The 15253-nt window shown below is 69.7% G+C and carries 18 protein-coding genes; 4 read left to right on the top strand and 14 right to left on the bottom strand.

Annotated elements, in window-relative coordinates; genetic code table 11:
* Positions 1-544 precede the first annotated feature (544 nt).
* The 3 genes from ACFTZC_RS14375 to ACFTZC_RS14365 are packed head-to-tail and all read right to left on the bottom strand — an operon-like array spanning position 545 to position 1832.
* Positions 545-778: a DUF397 domain-containing protein gene (locus ACFTZC_RS14375; RefSeq protein WP_382889362.1), complete on the bottom strand. Its 234-nt coding sequence runs from the start codon at positions 776-778 to the stop codon at positions 545-547.
* Positions 769-972 carry a DUF397 domain-containing protein gene (locus tag ACFTZC_RS14370; protein WP_382889360.1) on the bottom strand — a complete coding sequence of 68 codons (204 nt, stop codon included), beginning with the start codon at positions 970-972 and terminating at the stop codon, positions 769-771. Before ACFTZC_RS14370 ends, ACFTZC_RS14375 begins: the two co-directional genes overlap by 10 nt.
* Positions 969-1832, bottom strand: coding sequence for a helix-turn-helix domain-containing protein (locus ACFTZC_RS14365; protein ID WP_382889358.1), 864 nt, complete (start codon positions 1830-1832; stop codon positions 969-971). Before ACFTZC_RS14365 ends, ACFTZC_RS14370 begins: the two co-directional genes overlap by 4 nt.
* Positions 1833-1997: 165 nt before the next feature.
* Between ACFTZC_RS14365 and ACFTZC_RS14360 the strand changes: the two genes are divergently transcribed.
* On the top strand, positions 1998-2330 hold the full coding sequence (locus ACFTZC_RS14360) for a hypothetical protein (RefSeq protein ID WP_382889356.1): 333 nt from the start codon (positions 1998-2000) through the stop codon (positions 2328-2330).
* Between the two features lie 123 nt (positions 2331-2453).
* On the opposite strand, the gene ACFTZC_RS14355 is transcribed toward ACFTZC_RS14360, so the two are convergent.
* From ACFTZC_RS14355 to ACFTZC_RS14320, 8 genes are all read right to left on the bottom strand, one after another.
* Positions 2454-2792 carry a metal-sulfur cluster assembly factor gene (locus ACFTZC_RS14355; protein ID WP_365808662.1) on the bottom strand — a complete coding sequence of 113 codons (339 nt, stop codon included), beginning with the start codon at positions 2790-2792 and terminating at the stop codon, positions 2454-2456.
* Positions 2789-3253 carry a Fe-S cluster assembly sulfur transfer protein SufU gene (sufU, locus tag ACFTZC_RS14350; RefSeq protein WP_382889354.1) on the bottom strand — a complete coding sequence of 155 codons (465 nt, stop codon included), beginning with the start codon at positions 3251-3253 and terminating at the stop codon, positions 2789-2791. Before sufU ends, ACFTZC_RS14355 begins: the two co-directional genes overlap by 4 nt.
* A gap of 22 nt (positions 3254-3275) precedes the next feature.
* Positions 3276-4532: a cysteine desulfurase gene (locus ACFTZC_RS14345; protein ID WP_382889352.1), complete on the bottom strand. Its 1257-nt coding sequence runs from the start codon at positions 4530-4532 to the stop codon at positions 3276-3278.
* Positions 4529-5293 (bottom strand): Fe-S cluster assembly ATPase SufC, encoded by a 765-nt coding sequence (gene sufC / locus ACFTZC_RS14340; protein WP_382889350.1) that lies wholly within the window; start codon positions 5291-5293, stop codon positions 4529-4531. Before sufC ends, ACFTZC_RS14345 begins: the two co-directional genes overlap by 4 nt.
* 7 nt (positions 5294-5300) lie before the next feature.
* Positions 5301-5618: a non-heme iron oxygenase ferredoxin subunit gene (locus ACFTZC_RS14335; RefSeq protein ID WP_382889348.1), complete on the bottom strand. Its 318-nt coding sequence runs from the start codon at positions 5616-5618 to the stop codon at positions 5301-5303.
* Positions 5618-6799 carry a Fe-S cluster assembly protein SufD gene (gene sufD / locus ACFTZC_RS14330; protein ID WP_382889346.1) on the bottom strand — a complete coding sequence of 394 codons (1182 nt, stop codon included), beginning with the start codon at positions 6797-6799 and terminating at the stop codon, positions 5618-5620. The genes ACFTZC_RS14335 and sufD overlap by 1 nt, the downstream gene beginning before the upstream one ends.
* A gap of 142 nt (positions 6800-6941) precedes the next feature.
* Complete coding sequence (gene sufB, locus ACFTZC_RS14325; protein ID WP_382889344.1) at positions 6942-8363, bottom strand: Fe-S cluster assembly protein SufB; 1422 nt, start codon at positions 8361-8363, stop codon at positions 6942-6944.
* A complete protein-coding gene (locus ACFTZC_RS14320; RefSeq protein ID WP_382889342.1) occupies positions 8360-9133 on the bottom strand; it encodes a helix-turn-helix transcriptional regulator in 774 nt (257 codons plus the stop codon). Before ACFTZC_RS14320 ends, sufB begins: the two co-directional genes overlap by 4 nt.
* 180 nt (positions 9134-9313) lie before the next feature.
* On the opposite strand from ACFTZC_RS14320, the gene ACFTZC_RS14315 reads away from it, so the two are divergent.
* The 3 genes from ACFTZC_RS14315 (at position 9314) to ACFTZC_RS14305 (ending at position 12158) form a co-directional block, all read left to right on the top strand.
* Positions 9314-10297: an ABC transporter ATP-binding protein gene (locus ACFTZC_RS14315; protein WP_382889340.1), complete on the top strand. Its 984-nt coding sequence runs from the start codon at positions 9314-9316 to the stop codon at positions 10295-10297.
* Entirely contained in the window at positions 10294-11109 is an 816-nt protein-coding gene (locus ACFTZC_RS14310; RefSeq protein ID WP_382889338.1) for an ABC transporter permease, read from the top strand. The genes ACFTZC_RS14315 and ACFTZC_RS14310 overlap by 4 nt, the downstream gene beginning before the upstream one ends.
* Before the next feature lie 77 nt (positions 11110-11186).
* Complete coding sequence (locus ACFTZC_RS14305; RefSeq protein WP_382889336.1) at positions 11187-12158, top strand: heme A synthase; 972 nt, start codon at positions 11187-11189, stop codon at positions 12156-12158.
* Positions 12159-12185: 27 nt separating this feature from the next.
* Here ACFTZC_RS14305 and ACFTZC_RS14300 read toward each other — a convergent pair whose 3' ends face one another.
* The 3 genes from ACFTZC_RS14300 to ACFTZC_RS14290 all read right to left on the bottom strand — a co-directional run bounded on the left by ACFTZC_RS14300 (position 12186) and on the right by ACFTZC_RS14290 (position 15004).
* The gene (locus tag ACFTZC_RS14300) at positions 12186-13292 is read right to left on the bottom strand and encodes an amidohydrolase (protein ID WP_382889335.1); all 1107 of its coding nucleotides are present in this window, start codon (positions 13290-13292) and stop codon (positions 12186-12188) included.
* A gap of 241 nt (positions 13293-13533) precedes the next feature.
* The gene (locus tag ACFTZC_RS14295) at positions 13534-13959 is read right to left on the bottom strand and encodes a hypothetical protein (protein WP_382889333.1); all 426 of its coding nucleotides are present in this window, start codon (positions 13957-13959) and stop codon (positions 13534-13536) included.
* 91 nt (positions 13960-14050) lie between these two features.
* On the bottom strand, positions 14051-15004 hold the full coding sequence (locus ACFTZC_RS14290; protein WP_382889331.1) for a heme o synthase: 954 nt from the start codon (positions 15002-15004) through the stop codon (positions 14051-14053).
* Positions 15005-15253 lie beyond the last annotated feature (249 nt).

Below are 15253 nucleotides of genomic sequence, written 5' to 3'. Positions count from 1 at the left end.
GGTCACTCACGGTGGGTGGGAGCGGTGGCAATCGGACCGGGTGAGCGATGGTCAGGTCGGAAGGGTGGTTCGGGGCTGCCGTTGAGGACCCGGGCGGCCCCGGATCCCCCAATCGGTACCAGGAAGTGCCCAGAACGGGACTCCCAGTACATGACTCCCCCGAAAGACACCTCCCACGTCACACCAGATCACACACGCCACACCCCTTACACCTCACGCCACCGGACCAGCCCGACAGCCCCTCCACCCACCAAGAATGACCAGCGGGGCATGAAGCCCGACCAACAACCGGACCGCAGACGCTTGACGAGACCCGGACCGCCCCAATCCACGACCGCGCGCCCCGCAGGGCGAACCGGCCCGCAAGCCTGGGTCCGACCTCGGCAACAAGCTGGCTTTCCCAGGGGACCCCTCCCCCCCCCCGCTCCCTCCCCACCGCTCTTCCAGCGGTGGAGGGACGAGGGTCAAGGGTGGAGCGCAGCGACATCGGCGAAGCCGACGCGACGAAGGAGCGCCCTTGACGCACGGCACGGAACCGCGAACATCAGACCCGGGAGGGGGCGGGCCCACGGTGATCAATGGACCACCGGCCCGCCTGGACGCCGGCCAGGAACGTCTGAGCATCCGGCCGAGCGATCACGACCGGGGTCCGCTCGGGGCACTTGGAGTCACGAATCGCGACCCGGCCACCGAATGCGGCGAGCTCAACGCAGTTGTTGGCGCCGCCGCTGTATGAACTCCTGCGCCACTGGACCCCGGTGAGATCGATCAGCTCCATGGGCCCACCCGGATGCCCTCGATGAACGCTCGGGCATCAGCACGCGCGACGACGAGCGGTGACCTGTCCGGGCACTTGGAGTCGCGAATGGCGATCCGGTCGTCGAATACGGCGAGTTCAACGCAGTCGTTGTCTCCACCGCTGTAGGAGCTCTTGCGCCACTGAGCCTGGGTAAGGTCGAGTTCGCGGTTCACTGAGGCAGCTCCTTGATGATCTGCTCGATTCGGGTACGCGTATCCGGCGGGCTGAGGGCCAGCGCGCGCAGATGGTCGAAGACATCTGCGTACCCGTCCACGTCCCCCGACTCTTCAAGGTAAACGGAGTTCTTGCGGAGCTCCAGCCATACCAGGTCCGGATTCGGCTCCGGGAAGCTCATCAGCACGAAGGGGCCATAGAAGCCCGGATGCGCTCCGCAGGCCAACGGCAACAACTGGACTGTCACATGAGGCAGTTCAAGGAGGTCAACCAGCTTCTTGAGCTGATCCCGCATTATGGCCGGAGATCCGATCGGGCGGCTCAGGGCCACTTCGTCGATGATCGCCCAGAACTTCATGGGATTGTCGCCACCCAGGCGCTCCGTCTGCCGCTTCATGCGCACATCGACCAGTGGCTTGACCTGCCGTGGAGTGAGGTCCAGCCGCATACCTGTGATGACCGCCTCCGCATAGGCGTCCGTCTGGAGCAGCCCGGGCACCAACAGCGGCTGGTAACTGCGCATCGAGACCGCACTGGCCTCCAAAGCCAGGTACCCGTCATACCGGGTCGGACTCAGCACGGTTGAGTACTTCCGCCACCACGGCCGGCTCTGCGCCCGGTCGGCTCGTACGAGGTCGAGGATGTCCTCACGTATGGCCGGGTCCTGCACGCCGTAGCAGTCGAGCATGGCATTCACCATGACCGGCGTGGTCCCCCGGTCTCCGTTCTCCAGGCGGCTGAGCGTCCCTTGATGAACCTCGATGCGGGCCGCCACCTCGGTGAGGGTGAGCCCGGCTTCGTCCCTCAACTCACCAAGTCGCTGCGCAAGCTGACGCCGGTACACCGACTGCGGGGTCATGCCCCTCTTCCATGCCATGCCGGACATTCTGTCGCGCCCGGCATCGCCCTACAACTCGTTCGGGTTCATTTTCCAGGAATGTTGCCAGGAATGAGCGCCCATCCGGCATTCTCCTGATGGGCTACCGACGCCGCAGCCCACTACTCCAAAGACACGGAGGCAGCAATGGCACACCCCCACACCTGGACCAGCGCACCCCCCGCGCCCGACCTCCTCATCCCGGACCCCGCCGACCTGCAACCGCTCTGCGGTCGCGAGGAGTTCACCGCCCTTCTCCGTGACATCGTCACCGACACCGCGCCCCGCCTCTTCGCCGTCGTCCAGGAGTACGGCGACCGCGTCGACGGCCGGGTCGCCGCCTGGGGCATGGCGTTCGAGGACCACGTCGACGTGATCAGCGTCGAGGGGCACCGCCGGGCCCGCGCCGCGTCGCCGGAACAGGCGCTACGTGCCTACCGGCTCGGGGCACGGGTCGTACCGCACCTGATGTGGCCGTAGTCGCTGACCACCCGCAACGGGCCGACGCCGAAGGCCCCACGACCGGTTGCCGGTCGTGGGGCCTTCGGGAACGCCAATAGGACAGCCCAGTAGGTAAGGACAGCCCCAGCGGGACGGAACCGCTCAGACGTTGAAGCCCAGCGCGCGCAGCTGCTCGCGGCCGTCGTCCGTGATCTTGTCCGGGCCCCACGGGGGCATCCAGACCCAGTTGATCTTCAGCTCGTTGACGATGCCGTCCGTCGCCGCCTTGGCCTGGTCCTCGATCACGTCGGTCAGCGGGCAGGCCGCCGACGTCAGGGTCATGTCGAGGGTGGCGATGTTCGCGTCGTCGATGTGGATGCCGTAGATCAGCCCGAGGTTGACGACATCGATGCCCAGCTCGGGGTCGACGACGTCGTACAGGGCCTCACGGACCTCGTCCTCCGAGGCCGGCTTCATGGTCAGGGTCTCGTTCTCGCTCATGCCGTCTCCTTCGTCGCGCTGTCGCCCAGAGCCTGGGCCGTCGCGTCCTTCCACGCCATCCAGCTCAGCAGGGCGCACTTCACACGGGCGGGGTACTTCGAGACGCCCGAGAACGCGATCGCGTCCTCCAGCAGCTCCTCCATCGCGTCGTCCGGCTCCAGCTGGCCCTTGGACTGCATCAGCTCCAGGAAGGCGCCCTGGATCTTCCGCGCCTCCGCCAGCTCCTTGCCCACCAGCAGATCGTTGAGCACGGACGCGCTGGCCTGGCTGATCGAGCAGCCCTGCCCCTCGTACGAGACGTCCGCGATCAGCGAGCCCTCGTACCGCACCCGCAGCGTGATCTCGTCGCCGCACGTCGGATTGACATGGTGCACCTCGGCGTCGCCGTCCCGCAGGCCGCGCCCGTGGGGGTGCTTGTAGTGGTCCAGGATGACGTCCTGGTACATGGAATCCAGCTTCACGGACAGCCAGCCCTTCTCGTCCTCATCCGAAGAAGTTACGGACGTGCTCCAGCCCCTCGACCAGGGCGTCGACCTCGGCCGGAGTGGAGTACAGATAGAAAGACGCCCGTGTGGTCGCGGGAATTCCGTACCGCAGGCAGACCGGCCGCGCGCAGTGGTGGCCGACCCGGACCGCGATGCCCTGCTCGTCCAGGACCTGGCCCACGTCGTGCGGGTGGATGTCACCCAGCGTGAACGAGATCGTGGCGCCCCGGTCCTCGGCCGTCGTCGGGCCGATGATCCGCAGGTCGGGGACTTCCAGCAGCCGCTGGACCGCGTACTCGGTGATCGCATGCTCATGCGCGGCGATCTTGTCCATGCCGATCGCGGCGAGGTAGTCCACGGCCGCGCCGAGGCCGACGGCCTGGGCGATCGGGGGCGTACCCGCCTCGAACTTGTGCGGCGCGGGGGCGTACGTCGACGAGTGCATCGAGACCGTCTCGATCATCTCGCCGCCGCCGAGGAACGGCGGCAGGTCCTCCAGCAGCTCCTGCCGGCCCCAGAGCACGCCGATCCCGGTCGGGCCGACCATCTTGTGACCGGTGAAGGCCACGAAGTCGGCCTGGAGCGCCTGGACGTCCAGCACCTGGTGCGGGGCGGCCTGCGAGGCGTCGATGCAGACCAGCGCGCCGACCTCCTGGGCGCGGCGGACGATCGCCTCGACCGGGTTCTGGGTGCCCAGGATGTTGGAGACCAGCACGAAGGAGACGATCTTCGTCTTCTCGGTGATGATCTCGTTGAGGTTCGAGAGGTCGAGACGGCCCTCGTCGGTGATGCCGAACCACTTCAGCTTCGCGCCGGTGCGCTGCGCGAGCAGCTGCCACGGCACGATGTTGGAGTGGTGCTCCATCTCCGTGATGACGATCTCGGTCTCGTGGTCGACCCGGTAGGGCTCGTCGGCCCAGCCGAGCATGTTGGCCACGAGGTTCAGCGACTCGGAGGCGTTCTTGGTGAAGATCACCTCGTCGCGGCTGGGTGCGTTGATGAAGGCGGCGATCCGGTCGCGGGCGCCTTCGTACAGCGCCGTGGCCTCCTCGGCGACGGTGTACACGCCGCGGTGGACATTCGCGTTGTGCCGCTCGTAGTACTGGCTCAGCGCGTCGAGTACCTGGCGCGGCTTCTGCGAGGTCGCTGCGGAGTCCAGGTACACGAGCTTCTTGCCGTCATGGATCACCCGGTCCAGGATCGGGAAGTCCTTACGGATCGCCTCGGTGTCGAGAAGGCCCGGCAACTGTGTCACGCGGTGACGCCACCCTTCACGTATGCCTCGTAGCCCTCGTTCTCCAGCTTGTCGGCCAGCTCCGCACCACCGGACTCGGCGATCCGGCCCTGTGCGAAGACATGCACGAAGTCGGGCTTGATGTAGCGGAGAATCCGCGTGTAGTGCGTGATCAGCAGGGTGCCGACCTCACCGGTTCCCCGGACGCGGTTGACGCCCTCGGAGACGACCCGCAGCGCGTCCACGTCGAGGCCGGAGTCGGTCTCGTCCAGGACGGCGATCTTGGGCTTGAGCAGTTCGAGCTGGAGGATCTCGTGGCGCTTCTTCTCGCCGCCGGAGAAGCCCTCGTTGACGTTGCGCTCGGCGAAGGCGGGGTCCATCTGGAGGCGCTCCATGGTCTCCCGGACCTCCTTCACCCAGGTGCGCAGCTTGGGGGCCTCGCCGCGCACGGCGGTGGCGGAGGTGCGCAGGAAGTTGGAGACCGAGACGCCGGGGACCTCGACGGGGTACTGCATCGCGAGGAAGAGACCGGCGCGGGCGCGCTCGTCGGCGGTCATCTCCAGCAGGTTCTCGCCGTCCAGCGTGGCGGTGCCCCCGGTGATCGTGTACTTGGGGTGGCCCGCGAGGGAGTACGCGAGAGTCGACTTGCCGGAGCCGTTGGGGCCCATGATGGCGTGCGTCTCGCCCTGCTTGACGGTCAGGTCGACGCCCTTGAGGATCTCGCGGGCGCCGTTCTCCGCCTCGACGGAGACGTGCAGGTCGTGGATTTCAAGCGTTGCCATGGGTGACTCAGGACTCCTGGGTGACGGAGACGAGCACATCGTCCCCTTGGATCTGTACGGGGTATACGGGGACGGGGCGCGTCGCGGGAAGACCGGACGGCTTTCCGGTACGGAGGTCGAAGCGGGAACCGTGCAGCCAGCACTCGATCGTGCAGTCGTCCACCTCGCCCTCGGAAAGGGAGACGTTCGCGTGCGAGCAGATGTCGTTGACCGCGAACACCTCGCCCTCGGTGCGTACGAGGGCGACCGGCGTGCCGTCGAGTTCCACCCTCTTGGGGGTGTCCTCCTCCAGCTCGTCGAGCGCACAGACACGGACGAAGGTCATCAGACGGACGCCTCCAGTTCGGCCTCGATCTTGGCCAGCAGGCGCTCCTCGACGTCCGGCAGTCCGATCTGCTGGACCAGCTCGGCGAAGAAGCCGCGGACGACGAGGCGGCGGGCCTCGGTCTCCGGGATGCCGCGGGCCATCAGGTAGAAGAGCTGCTCGTCGTCGAACCGGCCGGTGGCCGAGGCGTGACCGGCGCCGGCGATCTCACCGGTCTCGATCTCCAGGTTCGGTACGGAGTCGACCCGCGCGCCGTCCGTGAGGACCAGGTTGCGGTTCATCTCGTACGTGTCGGTGCCCTCGGCCTGGACGCGGATGACGACGTCACCGATCCAGACGGCGTGGGCGTCCGAGCCCTGGAGCGCTCCCTTGTAGACGGCGTTGGACTTGCAGTGCGGGGCGTTGTGGTCGACCAGGAGGCGGTGCTCCTGGTGCTGGCCCTGGTCGGTGAAGTAGAGGCCGAACAGCTCGGCCTCGCCGCCGGGGCCCGCGTACTGCACGCGCGGGTGGAGCCGTACGACATCGCCGCCGAAGGTGACGACGATGGACTTGAACGAGGCGTCGCGGCCGACCAGCGCGTTGTGCTGGCCGACGTGGACGGCCTTGTCGTCCCAGTCCTGGACGGAGACGACGGTGAGCTTGGCGCCGTCGCCGATCAGGTAGTCGACGTTGGCGGCGAGCACCGCGTCGCCGGTGTGGTCGATGACCACGACCGCCTCGGCGAAGGCGCCCAGCTCGACGACCTGGTGGCCGTAGGCGGTGCCGCCCGCGCCGTGGACGGCGATCCGGATCGGCTCGGTGACGACGGTCTCCTTGGGCACCGAGACGACGGACGCCTTCTCGAAGGAGGAGTACGCCTGGGCGGCGACCCGGTCCACCGGGGTGCCCGCCCTGCCGATCCGCGCGTCGTCGCGGCCCACGGTCTCGACGGTGACGCCCTCGGGGGCGGTCACCTCGACCGTGACGCCGCCGTCCACCGCGACGGCGGTGCCGTCGTGGAGCCCGCGCAGCCGCTCCAGCGGCGTGAACCGCCACTCCTCCTCGCGGCCGTGCGGGACGGGGAAGTCCGCCACGTCGAAGGACGGGGGCGCACTCATGCGCGTGGCGACGGTCGACTCGGCGGCCACCGCGATCGATCCGGCAGTCGTGGAGCCCGCCGGAATGTTCTGAGCCTCAGCCATGGCTGTCGTCGTGCTCTCTCTCTGCCTCTGCGTAAGGAAATCGGTCCGCTGCTCCGGTACGCCGATCCGGACGTACGGGCCGCGCGGGGGCCTGCTCCGTCGGGCCGGCCGGCCCGACGGAATGACCCGGACTGGTGGGCGGCTAGCCGACGGAGCCTTCCATCTGGAGCTCGATCAGCCGGTTCAGTTCCAGCGCGTACTCCATGGGCAGCTCCTTGGCGATCGGCTCGACGAAGCCGCGCACGATCATCGCCATCGCCTCGAACTCGGAGAGGCCGCGGCTCATCAGGTAGAAGAGCTGGTCCTCGGAGACCTTGGAGACGGTCGCCTCGTGGCCCATCGACACGTCGTCCTCGCGGACGTCGACGTACGGGTACGTGTCGGAGCGCGAGATGGTGTCGACGAGCAGCGCGTCGCAGAGCACGTTGGACTTGGAGCCCTCGGCGCCCTCGCCGATCTCGATCAGACCGCGGTAGGAGGTACGGCCGCCGCCGCGCGCCACCGACTTGGAGACGATGTTCGACGAGGTGTTGGGGGCCATGTGGACCATCTTGGCGCCCGCGTCCTGGTGCTGGCCCTCGCCCGCGAAGGCGATGGAGAGCGTCTCGCCCTTGGCGTGCTCGCCCATCAGGTAGACGGCCGGGTACTTCATGGTGACCTTGGAGCCGATGTTGCCGTCGACCCACTCCATGGTCGCGCCCTCGTACGCCACGGCGCGCTTGGTGACCAGGTTGTAGACGTTGTTCGACCAGTTCTGGATCGTCGTGTAGCGGCAGCGGCCGCCCTTCTTGACGATGATCTCGACGACGGCGCTGTGCAGCGAGTCCGAGGAGTAGATCGGGGCGGTGCATCCCTCGACGTAGTGGACGTAGGCGTCCTCGTCGACGATGATCAGCGTCCGCTCGAACTGGCCCATGTTCTCCGTGTTGATACGGAAGTAGGCCTGGAGCGGGATGTCGACGTGCACGCCCTTCGGCACGTAGATGAACGATCCGCCGGACCACACGGCCGAGTTCAGCGAGGCGAACTTGTTGTCGCCGACCGGGATGACCGTGCCGAAGTACTCCTTGAAGAGCTCCGGGTGCTCCTTCAGCGCGGTGTCGGTGTCGAGGAAGATGACGCCCTGCTCCTCCAGGTCCTCACGGATCTGGTGGTAGACGACCTCCGACTCGTACTGGGCGGCGACACCGGCCACGAGGCGCTGCTTCTCCGCCTCCGGGATGCCGAGCTTGTCGTACGTGTTCTTGATGTCCTCCGGCAGTTCCTCCCACGAAGCGGCCTGCTTCTCGGTGGAGCGGACGAAGTACTTGATGTTGTCGAAGTCGATGCCCGACAGGTCGGAGCCCCAGTTCGGCATGGGCTTCTTGTCGAACAGCCGCAGACCCTTGAGCCGCAGCTTCAGCATCCACTCCGGCTCGTTCTTCTTCTCCGAGATGTCGCGCACGACAGCCTCGGAGAGGCCGCGCTTGGCGGCTGCGCCGGCGGCGTCGGAGTCCGCCCAGCCGAATTCGTACGTACCCAGGCCTTCGAGCTCAGGATGGGCAGTCTCGGTGGGGAGCGTCATGCGGGGTTCCTCCCGGCTGTGCTTTCGGATGCGTGATCGGTGGTCTGTGGGGTGGCTGTCTGGGGGATGGCTGTCTGTGGGGCGGCGCGCGGAATGAAGGTCGTGCACACGCCGTCGCCGTGGGCGATGGTGGCGAGCCGTTGCACATGTGTCCCGAGAAGCTGGGAGAAGAACTCCGTCTCCGCCTCGCAGAGCTGCGGGAACTTCTGGGCGACATGCGCGACCGGGCAGTGGTGCTGGCAGAGCTGCTCGCCCTGCTGGCCGGGAGCGCCGCGCGCCGTAGCAGCGTACCCGTCGGCGCTCAGCGCCTTGGCGAGCGCCTCGGTGCGGCCGCCGGGCCCGGCGTCGTCGACCGACTTCCGGTAGCTCTCGGCCTGGGCGGCGATCCGGGCGCGGGCGAACGCGGCGACGGCCGCCTCGCCCTGCGCTCCGCCGCCGGCGGAGGCCGCGATCCACTTCAGCGCGTCGGCGGCGAGCTGGTCGTAGGACTGGTCGAAGGCGTCCCGGCCGCAGTCGGTCAGGGCGAACACCTTGGCGGGCCTGCCGCGCCCGCGCGAGCCGTAGACCCGCTGGTCACGCGGCTCCACCACGGACTCGGCGGCCAGCGCGTCGAGGTGCCGGCGGACGGCCGCCTGGGTGAGCCCGAGGCGCTTCGCCAGGTCGGAGACCGTGGAAGGGCCGTGGTCCAGGATGGAGCGCGCGACCCGGTTGCGAGTGGAGTGCTCACCGGTCGCGAGTTCCTCCTGCGGAGCCTCGCCCACGTATTTCACAACGCCATTGTTGCGTAATTCCTTCGGCGCTGACAACCGAGGTGCTGGACGGCCTCCGGTGCCCTTCATCACTTAGGGTTACCTAAGCAAGGGTGGTTTCCGGCCCTCCTGGCGCCCCTTTCACCCACCTCGCGCCCCCGCCGGGCCGGGCCGCCCACCGCCCTGCCTACACTTCCGGGCATGCGCAGCGTCTTCCCGGGCGGCCCCCTGCCCGACAGCGGCACGACCTCGGGCCCGCCCTCGGGAACACCCCTCGTGGAGGTCCGTGGCCTGGTCAAACGGTACGGCACCACCACCGCCGTGAACGGCCTCGACCTGGTGGTACGCGCCGGTACGGTCACCGCGGTCCTCGGTCCCAACGGCGCCGGCAAGACCACCACCGTCGAGACCTGCGAGGGGTACCGGGTGCCCGACGCGGGCTCGGTACGGGTCCTCGGTCTCGACCCGGTCGCGGACGCCGCCGCGCTGCGCCCGCGCATCGGCGTGATGCTCCAGTCGGGCGGCGTGTACTCCGGCGCCCGTGCCGGCGAGATGCTCCGCCACATGGCCCGGCTGCACGCCCACCCGCTCGACGTGGACGCCCTGATCGAACGGCTCGGCCTCGGCGGCTGCGGCCGGACGACGTACCGGCGGCTCTCCGGCGGCCAGCAGCAGCGGCTCGCACTGGCGCTGGCCGTCGTCGGCCGCCCCGAGCTGGTCTTCCTGGACGAGCCGACCGCCGGACTCGACCCGCAGGCCCGCCGGGCCACCTGGGAACTGGTCCGCGAGCTGCGCGCCGACGGCGTCGGCGTGGTGCTGACCACGCACTTCATGGACGAGGCGGAAGAACTCGCCGACGATGTCGTGATCATCGACGCGGGCCGGGTCATCGCCCAGGGCAGCCCCGAGGAGCTGTGCCGCGGCGGCGCGGAGAACACCCTGCGCTTCACCGGGCGCCCCGGGCTCGACCTCGGCTCGCTGCTGAAGGCGCTGCCCGACGGCTCCGAGGCCGCCGAGCTGGCACCGGGCGCGTACCGCATCGGCGGTTCGGTCGACCCGCAGCTCCTGGCGACGGTGGCGTCCTGGTGCGCGCAGCACGGCGTCATGGCGGACGGGATCTCCGTCGAGCGGCACACGCTGGAGGACGTCTTCCTCGAACTGACCGGCAAGGAGCTGCGGCCATGAGCATGACCACGGACAGCGCCGCGGGCGGGAGTGGGAGCGGGGGTGCGGGCGGGGGTACGTACGCGCCGGCGCCCGGCGCGGCGCCGCTGGCGCGCATGATCGCGGCGCAGACGGCGTTCGAGACGAAGCTGCTGCTGCGCAACGGCGAGCAGCTGCTGCTGACCGTGATCATCCCTTCGCTGCTGCTGGTGCTCTTCTCCACGGTCGATGTGGTCGACACGGGGAAGGGCGAGGCGGTGGACTTCCTCGCGCCGGGGGTGCTGGCGCTGGCGGTGATGTCCACGGCGTTCACCGGGCAGGCCATCGCCACCGGCTTCGAACGGCGGTACGGGGTGCTCAAGCGGCTCGCGGTGTCGCCGCTGCCGCGCTGGGCCCTGATGACCGCGAAGACGCTCTCCGTGCTGGTCACGGAGGTCCTCCAGGTCGTGCTGCTGGCGGTGATCGCGCTGGGGCTGGGCTGGTCGCCGCAGGGCAACCCGCTCGCCGTGCTGCTGCTGCTCGTGCTCGGCACCGCCGCGTTCTCCGGGCTCGGGCTGCTGATGGCGGGCACGCTCAAGGCGGAGGCGACACTGGCCGCCGCCAACCTGGTCTTCCTGCTGCTCCTGGTCGGCGGCGGGGTGATCGTGCCGCTGGACAAGTTCCCCGACGCGGCGCGCGCGGCGCTGGAGCTGCTGCCGATCTCGGCGCTCTCGGGCGGGCTGCGCGACATCCTGCAGCACGGTGCGGGGCTGGACTGGGGCGGTGTCGGGGTGCTGGCCGTCTGGGCGGTGCTCGGTCTGGGCGCGGCGGGCCGGTTCTTCCGCTGGGAGTAGGGGCCGGGAGCGGAGTCCACCAGGGTGAATGAGGCATACGTACCCCTCGTGAAATCCTGCACAAGCTCCGTCCTACGATGGTGGCCGTGTTGAACCCCCTCGCGTACATCGCCCAGCGCTGGACCCCCTCACCCCGTATGCTCCGGCGTGCCGCGCTCAGCGCCGTCGTGATGAGCGTGGTGATCATCGTGACCGGCGGCGCGGTCCGGCTGACCGGGTCCGGCCTCGGCTGCGACACCTGGCCCAAGTGCACGGACGACAGCCTCGTCGCCACACCCGAGCAGGGGCTGCACGGGGCGATCGAGTTCGGCAACCGGATGCTGACGTACGTGCTGAGCGCGGCGGTCGGCTGGGCGATCATCGCGGCGCGCTCCGTCAAGCCCCGGCGGCGCGGTCTGAGCAGGCTCGCCTGGTCACAGTTCTGGCTCGTCATGTTCAACGGCGTCCTCGGCGGCATCACGGTCCTCACGGAGCTCAACCCGTGGACCGTGGCGGGCCACTTCCTGGCCGCCACCGCCCTGCTCACGGTCACCACCCTCACCTGGCTGCGCACCCGCGAGGGCGACGGCACGCCGCGCCCGCGCGTGCCGCGTCCGGTGCGCAAGCTCTCCTGGGCCCTGATCGTCTCGTCGGGGGTGCTGATCGCCGCGGGCACGCTGGTGACGGGCTCCGGGCGGCACGCGGGCGACAGCAGCGATGTGCCGCGGATGCCCTTCGACTACGTCAACGTCGCCCATGTGCACGCGGTGTTCGCCTGGGTCGTCTGCGCGCTGGCGGTCGCGATGTGGCTGGTGCTGCGGGTGGTGGACGCCCCCGCCGACACCCGGGCGCGCGCCCGCGATCTGCTGCTGGTGCTGCTCGCGCAGGGCGCCATCGGGTATGTGCAGTACTTCACCGACACTCCTGAGCTGCTGGTCGGCGCCCACATGCTCGGCTCGTGCGCGGTGTGGATCGCGGTACTGCGGGTCGCGGTCAGCATGCGGGAGCGCCCCCGTACGACGGCGGAGATCCCCGCCCAGGCGGACCACCAGACGCCCGCGACCGTCTGAGGCCGGTGGCCCCTTGCGGGGCCTGGCTCAGGCCTCCGCGAGGCCGTGGACGCGGCGGGCGTTGCCCGCCGCGATCAGCCCGGCCACCCGCCGGGCGTCCGCCGCCGACCAGGCCCCGTCGCGCACCCAGCCGCCGAGGACCCGCTCCAGCGCCACCCGGAAGACCCGGGCCCCCACCAGATGCAGCTCGGGCAGGCCCCGCGCGCCGGTCGAGAAGAGCAGCTTCCCGAACGGCGCGCTCTCCAGCATCTCGGCCAGCACGCCCGCCGCCCCGGCCCCCGTACGGGTGAGGACGGAGCCCAGGTCGGCGTGGACCTGCGATAAGAGGCCGGCGAGCAGGGCCGCGTCACGGTGGTACGGATACGTGTCCCGCAGCACGAGCGCGCCGCCGGTCCCGGCCGTGGCGGCGGCGAAGGGGTACGGGTCGGCCCCGCCGCCCGCGCCGAGGTGCAGCGGCAGCCCGGTGCGGACGGCGCTCCAGTGGAGATGGCGCAGGAGTACGGGGTCGGTGAGCCTCCCGTCACCGGGGCCGCCGCAGGCGCGGGCCGAGAGCCAGCGGCCCGCCGCGCCGCGTACCTCCCCGGGCCCCGGCGGCTCGGGGTCGAGCGCGTGACCCGGATGGGTCGTGGCGGCGGCGCTGAGGGCGACGGCCGAGGCGGCGGCGGTGTGCACGGCCTCGGCGAGCCCGGTGAGGAAGGCGCCCACGCCGCCCGCGGTGGCGGCGACCCGCACGGCGAGGGGTTCGAGCCGGACGATCTCCCGGCCGCGGGCCGCCCCCGCCGCGGCGGTCTCGGCGGCGCCGGTCAGCTCGCCCGCCGGGTCCGTGCCCCCGGAGCCGGTGTCGACCAGATAGGTGGAGATCCCCGTGGCACGCAGCAGCCGCCGGGTGACCTCCGGGGTGCCGAGTTCCCGGCGGCGGGCGAGATAGCGGGCCGGTGTGCAGTGCGGCTCCAGGCCGAGCAGCGGCGGGCACCAGCGCCGTACCGCCGCCCCGAGCTGGGTGTCGAAGAAGGTGGTGCCGGGGGCGGGCAGGGCGGCGGCCCCGCCGAGCTGGGCCTCGAAGGCGCCGAGCCCCAGCTCCGTGGTGAGTACGCCGTGGCAGTACTGGTCCACGAGGGACGCTGTCTCGATCATCGGGATTCCCGTCGTGGACCGTGGATCATGGACCGCATGACCGACTGAACCGGTGACCGACGGTCTGACGGACTGGTGCGCGACAACGAGCGGGCTCGCGACGCCCAGGCCGTACTCCTACAGTCCTAACGGGTGAACCCGGGTTCCGGTGGCGTCTCGGGGATCTCTCCGGGAGCGCGCGGGGAGCATTTCAGGGGCGCACCCCCGGATCAGGGGCGCACCGCCGGATCAGGGGAGCGCTTCAGGCGGGCCGGCGGTCGTCGGGCCGGCCGCCGAGCTGGAGTCCGGCCATCCGTCGCCACTCGTACGGTCCGGTGCGCACCTTGGCCGCGAACTCGCCGTCGAAGGAGTCGTGCACGGTGAGCCCGGCCCGCTCGGCCGCGGCGCTCGCGACCGCGGGCGTGGGGGCGACGAGATCGCCCCACGCGCCGTCCTCGCCGACGAGCACGATCCGGGTGCCGGCCTGTCCCAGGTACGCGAGCTGGCCCTCGGCGCCGCCGTGCTTCCCCGCGAAGGCGCCGATCTGCTTCGCGAGCCGGGCGGCCGTACGCTCTGCGCGCGCCTCGTGCCGGCTCCGCGCGCGCTTTTCGGTACTCCCACCGGTCCCACCGGCCCCGCCGGTCCCGTCGTCGCCGCCGCTCTGATCTGCCTGCTGGGTCTCTGCCATGCACGGGATGCTACCGACGGGTAGATCAACTGGCGACGGGCGGGCCACGTGGCCTTGACCACGTACCCGCCCGTAACCGGAAAGTCTTTCCCTAACGGAGGAAGGGGTCCACCGCGACGGCCACGAAGAGCAGCGACACATAGGTGATGGACCAGTGGAACAGCCGCATCTCCTTGAGCTTGGCGCCCGACTCCCCGGCCTTGGCACGCGACTGGAGTCCGTGCGCCTCCCAGAGCCAGAAGCCGCCGGACAGCAGTGCCACCACCGTGTAGAACCACCCGGTGTACCCCAGCGGCGTCAGCAGCAGCGAGACGCCGACCATCACCCAGCTGTAGAGGACGATCTGGCGGGCCACCACGCGGTTGGTCGCGACGACCGGCAGCATGGGGACGCCGGCCCGCTCGTAGTCCGCCTTCACGCGCATCGACAGCGGCCAGTAGTGCGGCGGGGTCCAGAAGAACATGACCAGGAAGAGGATGACCGCGGCCCAGGACATCGAGTTCGTCACGGCCGACCAGCCGATGAGCACCGGCATGCAGCCCGCGATCCCGCCCCAGACGATGTTCTGGGCGGTACGGCGCTTGAGGATCATCGTGTAGACGACGACGTAGAGAAGGAGCGCCCCCAACGAGAGTGCCGCGGACAGCCAGTTGACGAGAAACCCGAACCAGAGGGTCGAGACGACCGTCAACGTCAGGCCGAAGACGAGTCCCTCACGCGGCGAGACCATTCCCGTGACAAGAGGGCGCTGCGACGTCCGGTCCATCAGCGCGTCGATGTCGCGGTCGATATACATGTTGAGCGCATTCGCGCCACCGGCGGAGAGGTAACCGCCAATACACGTAGTGAGCACCAGCAGCAGATTCGGTACGCCCTGCTGCGCCAGGAACATCACCGGAACGGTGGTGATCAGCAGCAGTTCGATGATCCGCGGCTTGGTCAGCATCACGAACGCCTTGACGCGGGCACCGAACGGCCGGTGGCCCCCCGAGCTCGGAGTCAAGGCGACCCCTGCGGGTCGGGACTCGACGGCCGTCACGCACACCCCTGACAGAGAAATCCCAGCAAGCATCCGGGCGTGAAGGCCCCGTAAAGACTTGCGCTTACCACGCCACTCTAGACGTTGCCCATATCGCGATTGCCGCCGGGGTCGGAGCGTGCGGAGCCGTGTTGAACGCCGGGTTGAACGCGGTCCCGACCTGTCCCGTACACCCTGCCGACAGCTTGCCGAGAGGCGAAGTCCCCGCACGCACCGCACCCTGGAAAGACGCTCGGAAAGATGTCGGTTGCTGCG

Source organism: Streptomyces sp. NPDC056987 (genome assembly GCF_042673865.1).
In the GTDB taxonomy this organism is placed as follows: domain Bacteria; phylum Actinomycetota; class Actinomycetes; order Streptomycetales; family Streptomycetaceae; genus Streptomyces.
Note: the sequence above shows the minus strand (reverse complement) of the source record. Positions and strands in the feature narration are given on the sequence as shown.

Coding starts and splice junctions, on each gene's coding strand:
- ACFTZC_RS14375 (WP_382889362.1), bottom strand. CDS start 778: ATGGAGCTGATCGATCTCACCGGGGTCCAGTGGCGCAGGAGTTCATAC.
- ACFTZC_RS14365 (WP_382889358.1), bottom strand. CDS start 1,832: ATGACCCCGCAGTCGGTGTACCGGCGTCAGCTTGCGCAGCGACTTGGT.
- ACFTZC_RS14360 (WP_382889356.1), top strand. CDS start 1,998: ATGGCACACCCCCACACCTGGACCAGCGCACCCCCCGCGCCCGACCTC.
- ACFTZC_RS14355 (WP_365808662.1), bottom strand. CDS start 2,792: ATGAGCGAGAACGAGACCCTGACCATGAAGCCGGCCTCGGAGGACGAG.
- sufC (WP_382889350.1), bottom strand. CDS start 5,293: ATGGCAACGCTTGAAATCCACGACCTGCACGTCTCCGTCGAGGCGGAG.
- ACFTZC_RS14335 (WP_382889348.1), bottom strand. CDS start 5,618: ATGACCTTCGTCCGTGTCTGTGCGCTCGACGAGCTGGAGGAGGACACC.
- sufD (WP_382889346.1), bottom strand. CDS start 6,799: ATGGCTGAGGCTCAGAACATTCCGGCGGGCTCCACGACTGCCGGATCG.
- sufB (WP_382889344.1), bottom strand. CDS start 8,363: ATGACGCTCCCCACCGAGACTGCCCATCCTGAGCTCGAAGGCCTGGGT.
- ACFTZC_RS14315 (WP_382889340.1), top strand. CDS start 9,314: ATGCGCAGCGTCTTCCCGGGCGGCCCCCTGCCCGACAGCGGCACGACC.
- ACFTZC_RS14310 (WP_382889338.1), top strand. CDS start 10,294: ATGAGCATGACCACGGACAGCGCCGCGGGCGGGAGTGGGAGCGGGGGT.
- ACFTZC_RS14305 (WP_382889336.1), top strand. CDS start 11,187: ATGGTGGCCGTGTTGAACCCCCTCGCGTACATCGCCCAGCGCTGGACC.
- ACFTZC_RS14300 (WP_382889335.1), bottom strand. CDS start 13,292: ATGATCGAGACAGCGTCCCTCGTGGACCAGTACTGCCACGGCGTACTC.
- ACFTZC_RS14295 (WP_382889333.1), bottom strand. CDS start 13,959: ATGGCAGAGACCCAGCAGGCAGATCAGAGCGGCGGCGACGACGGGACC.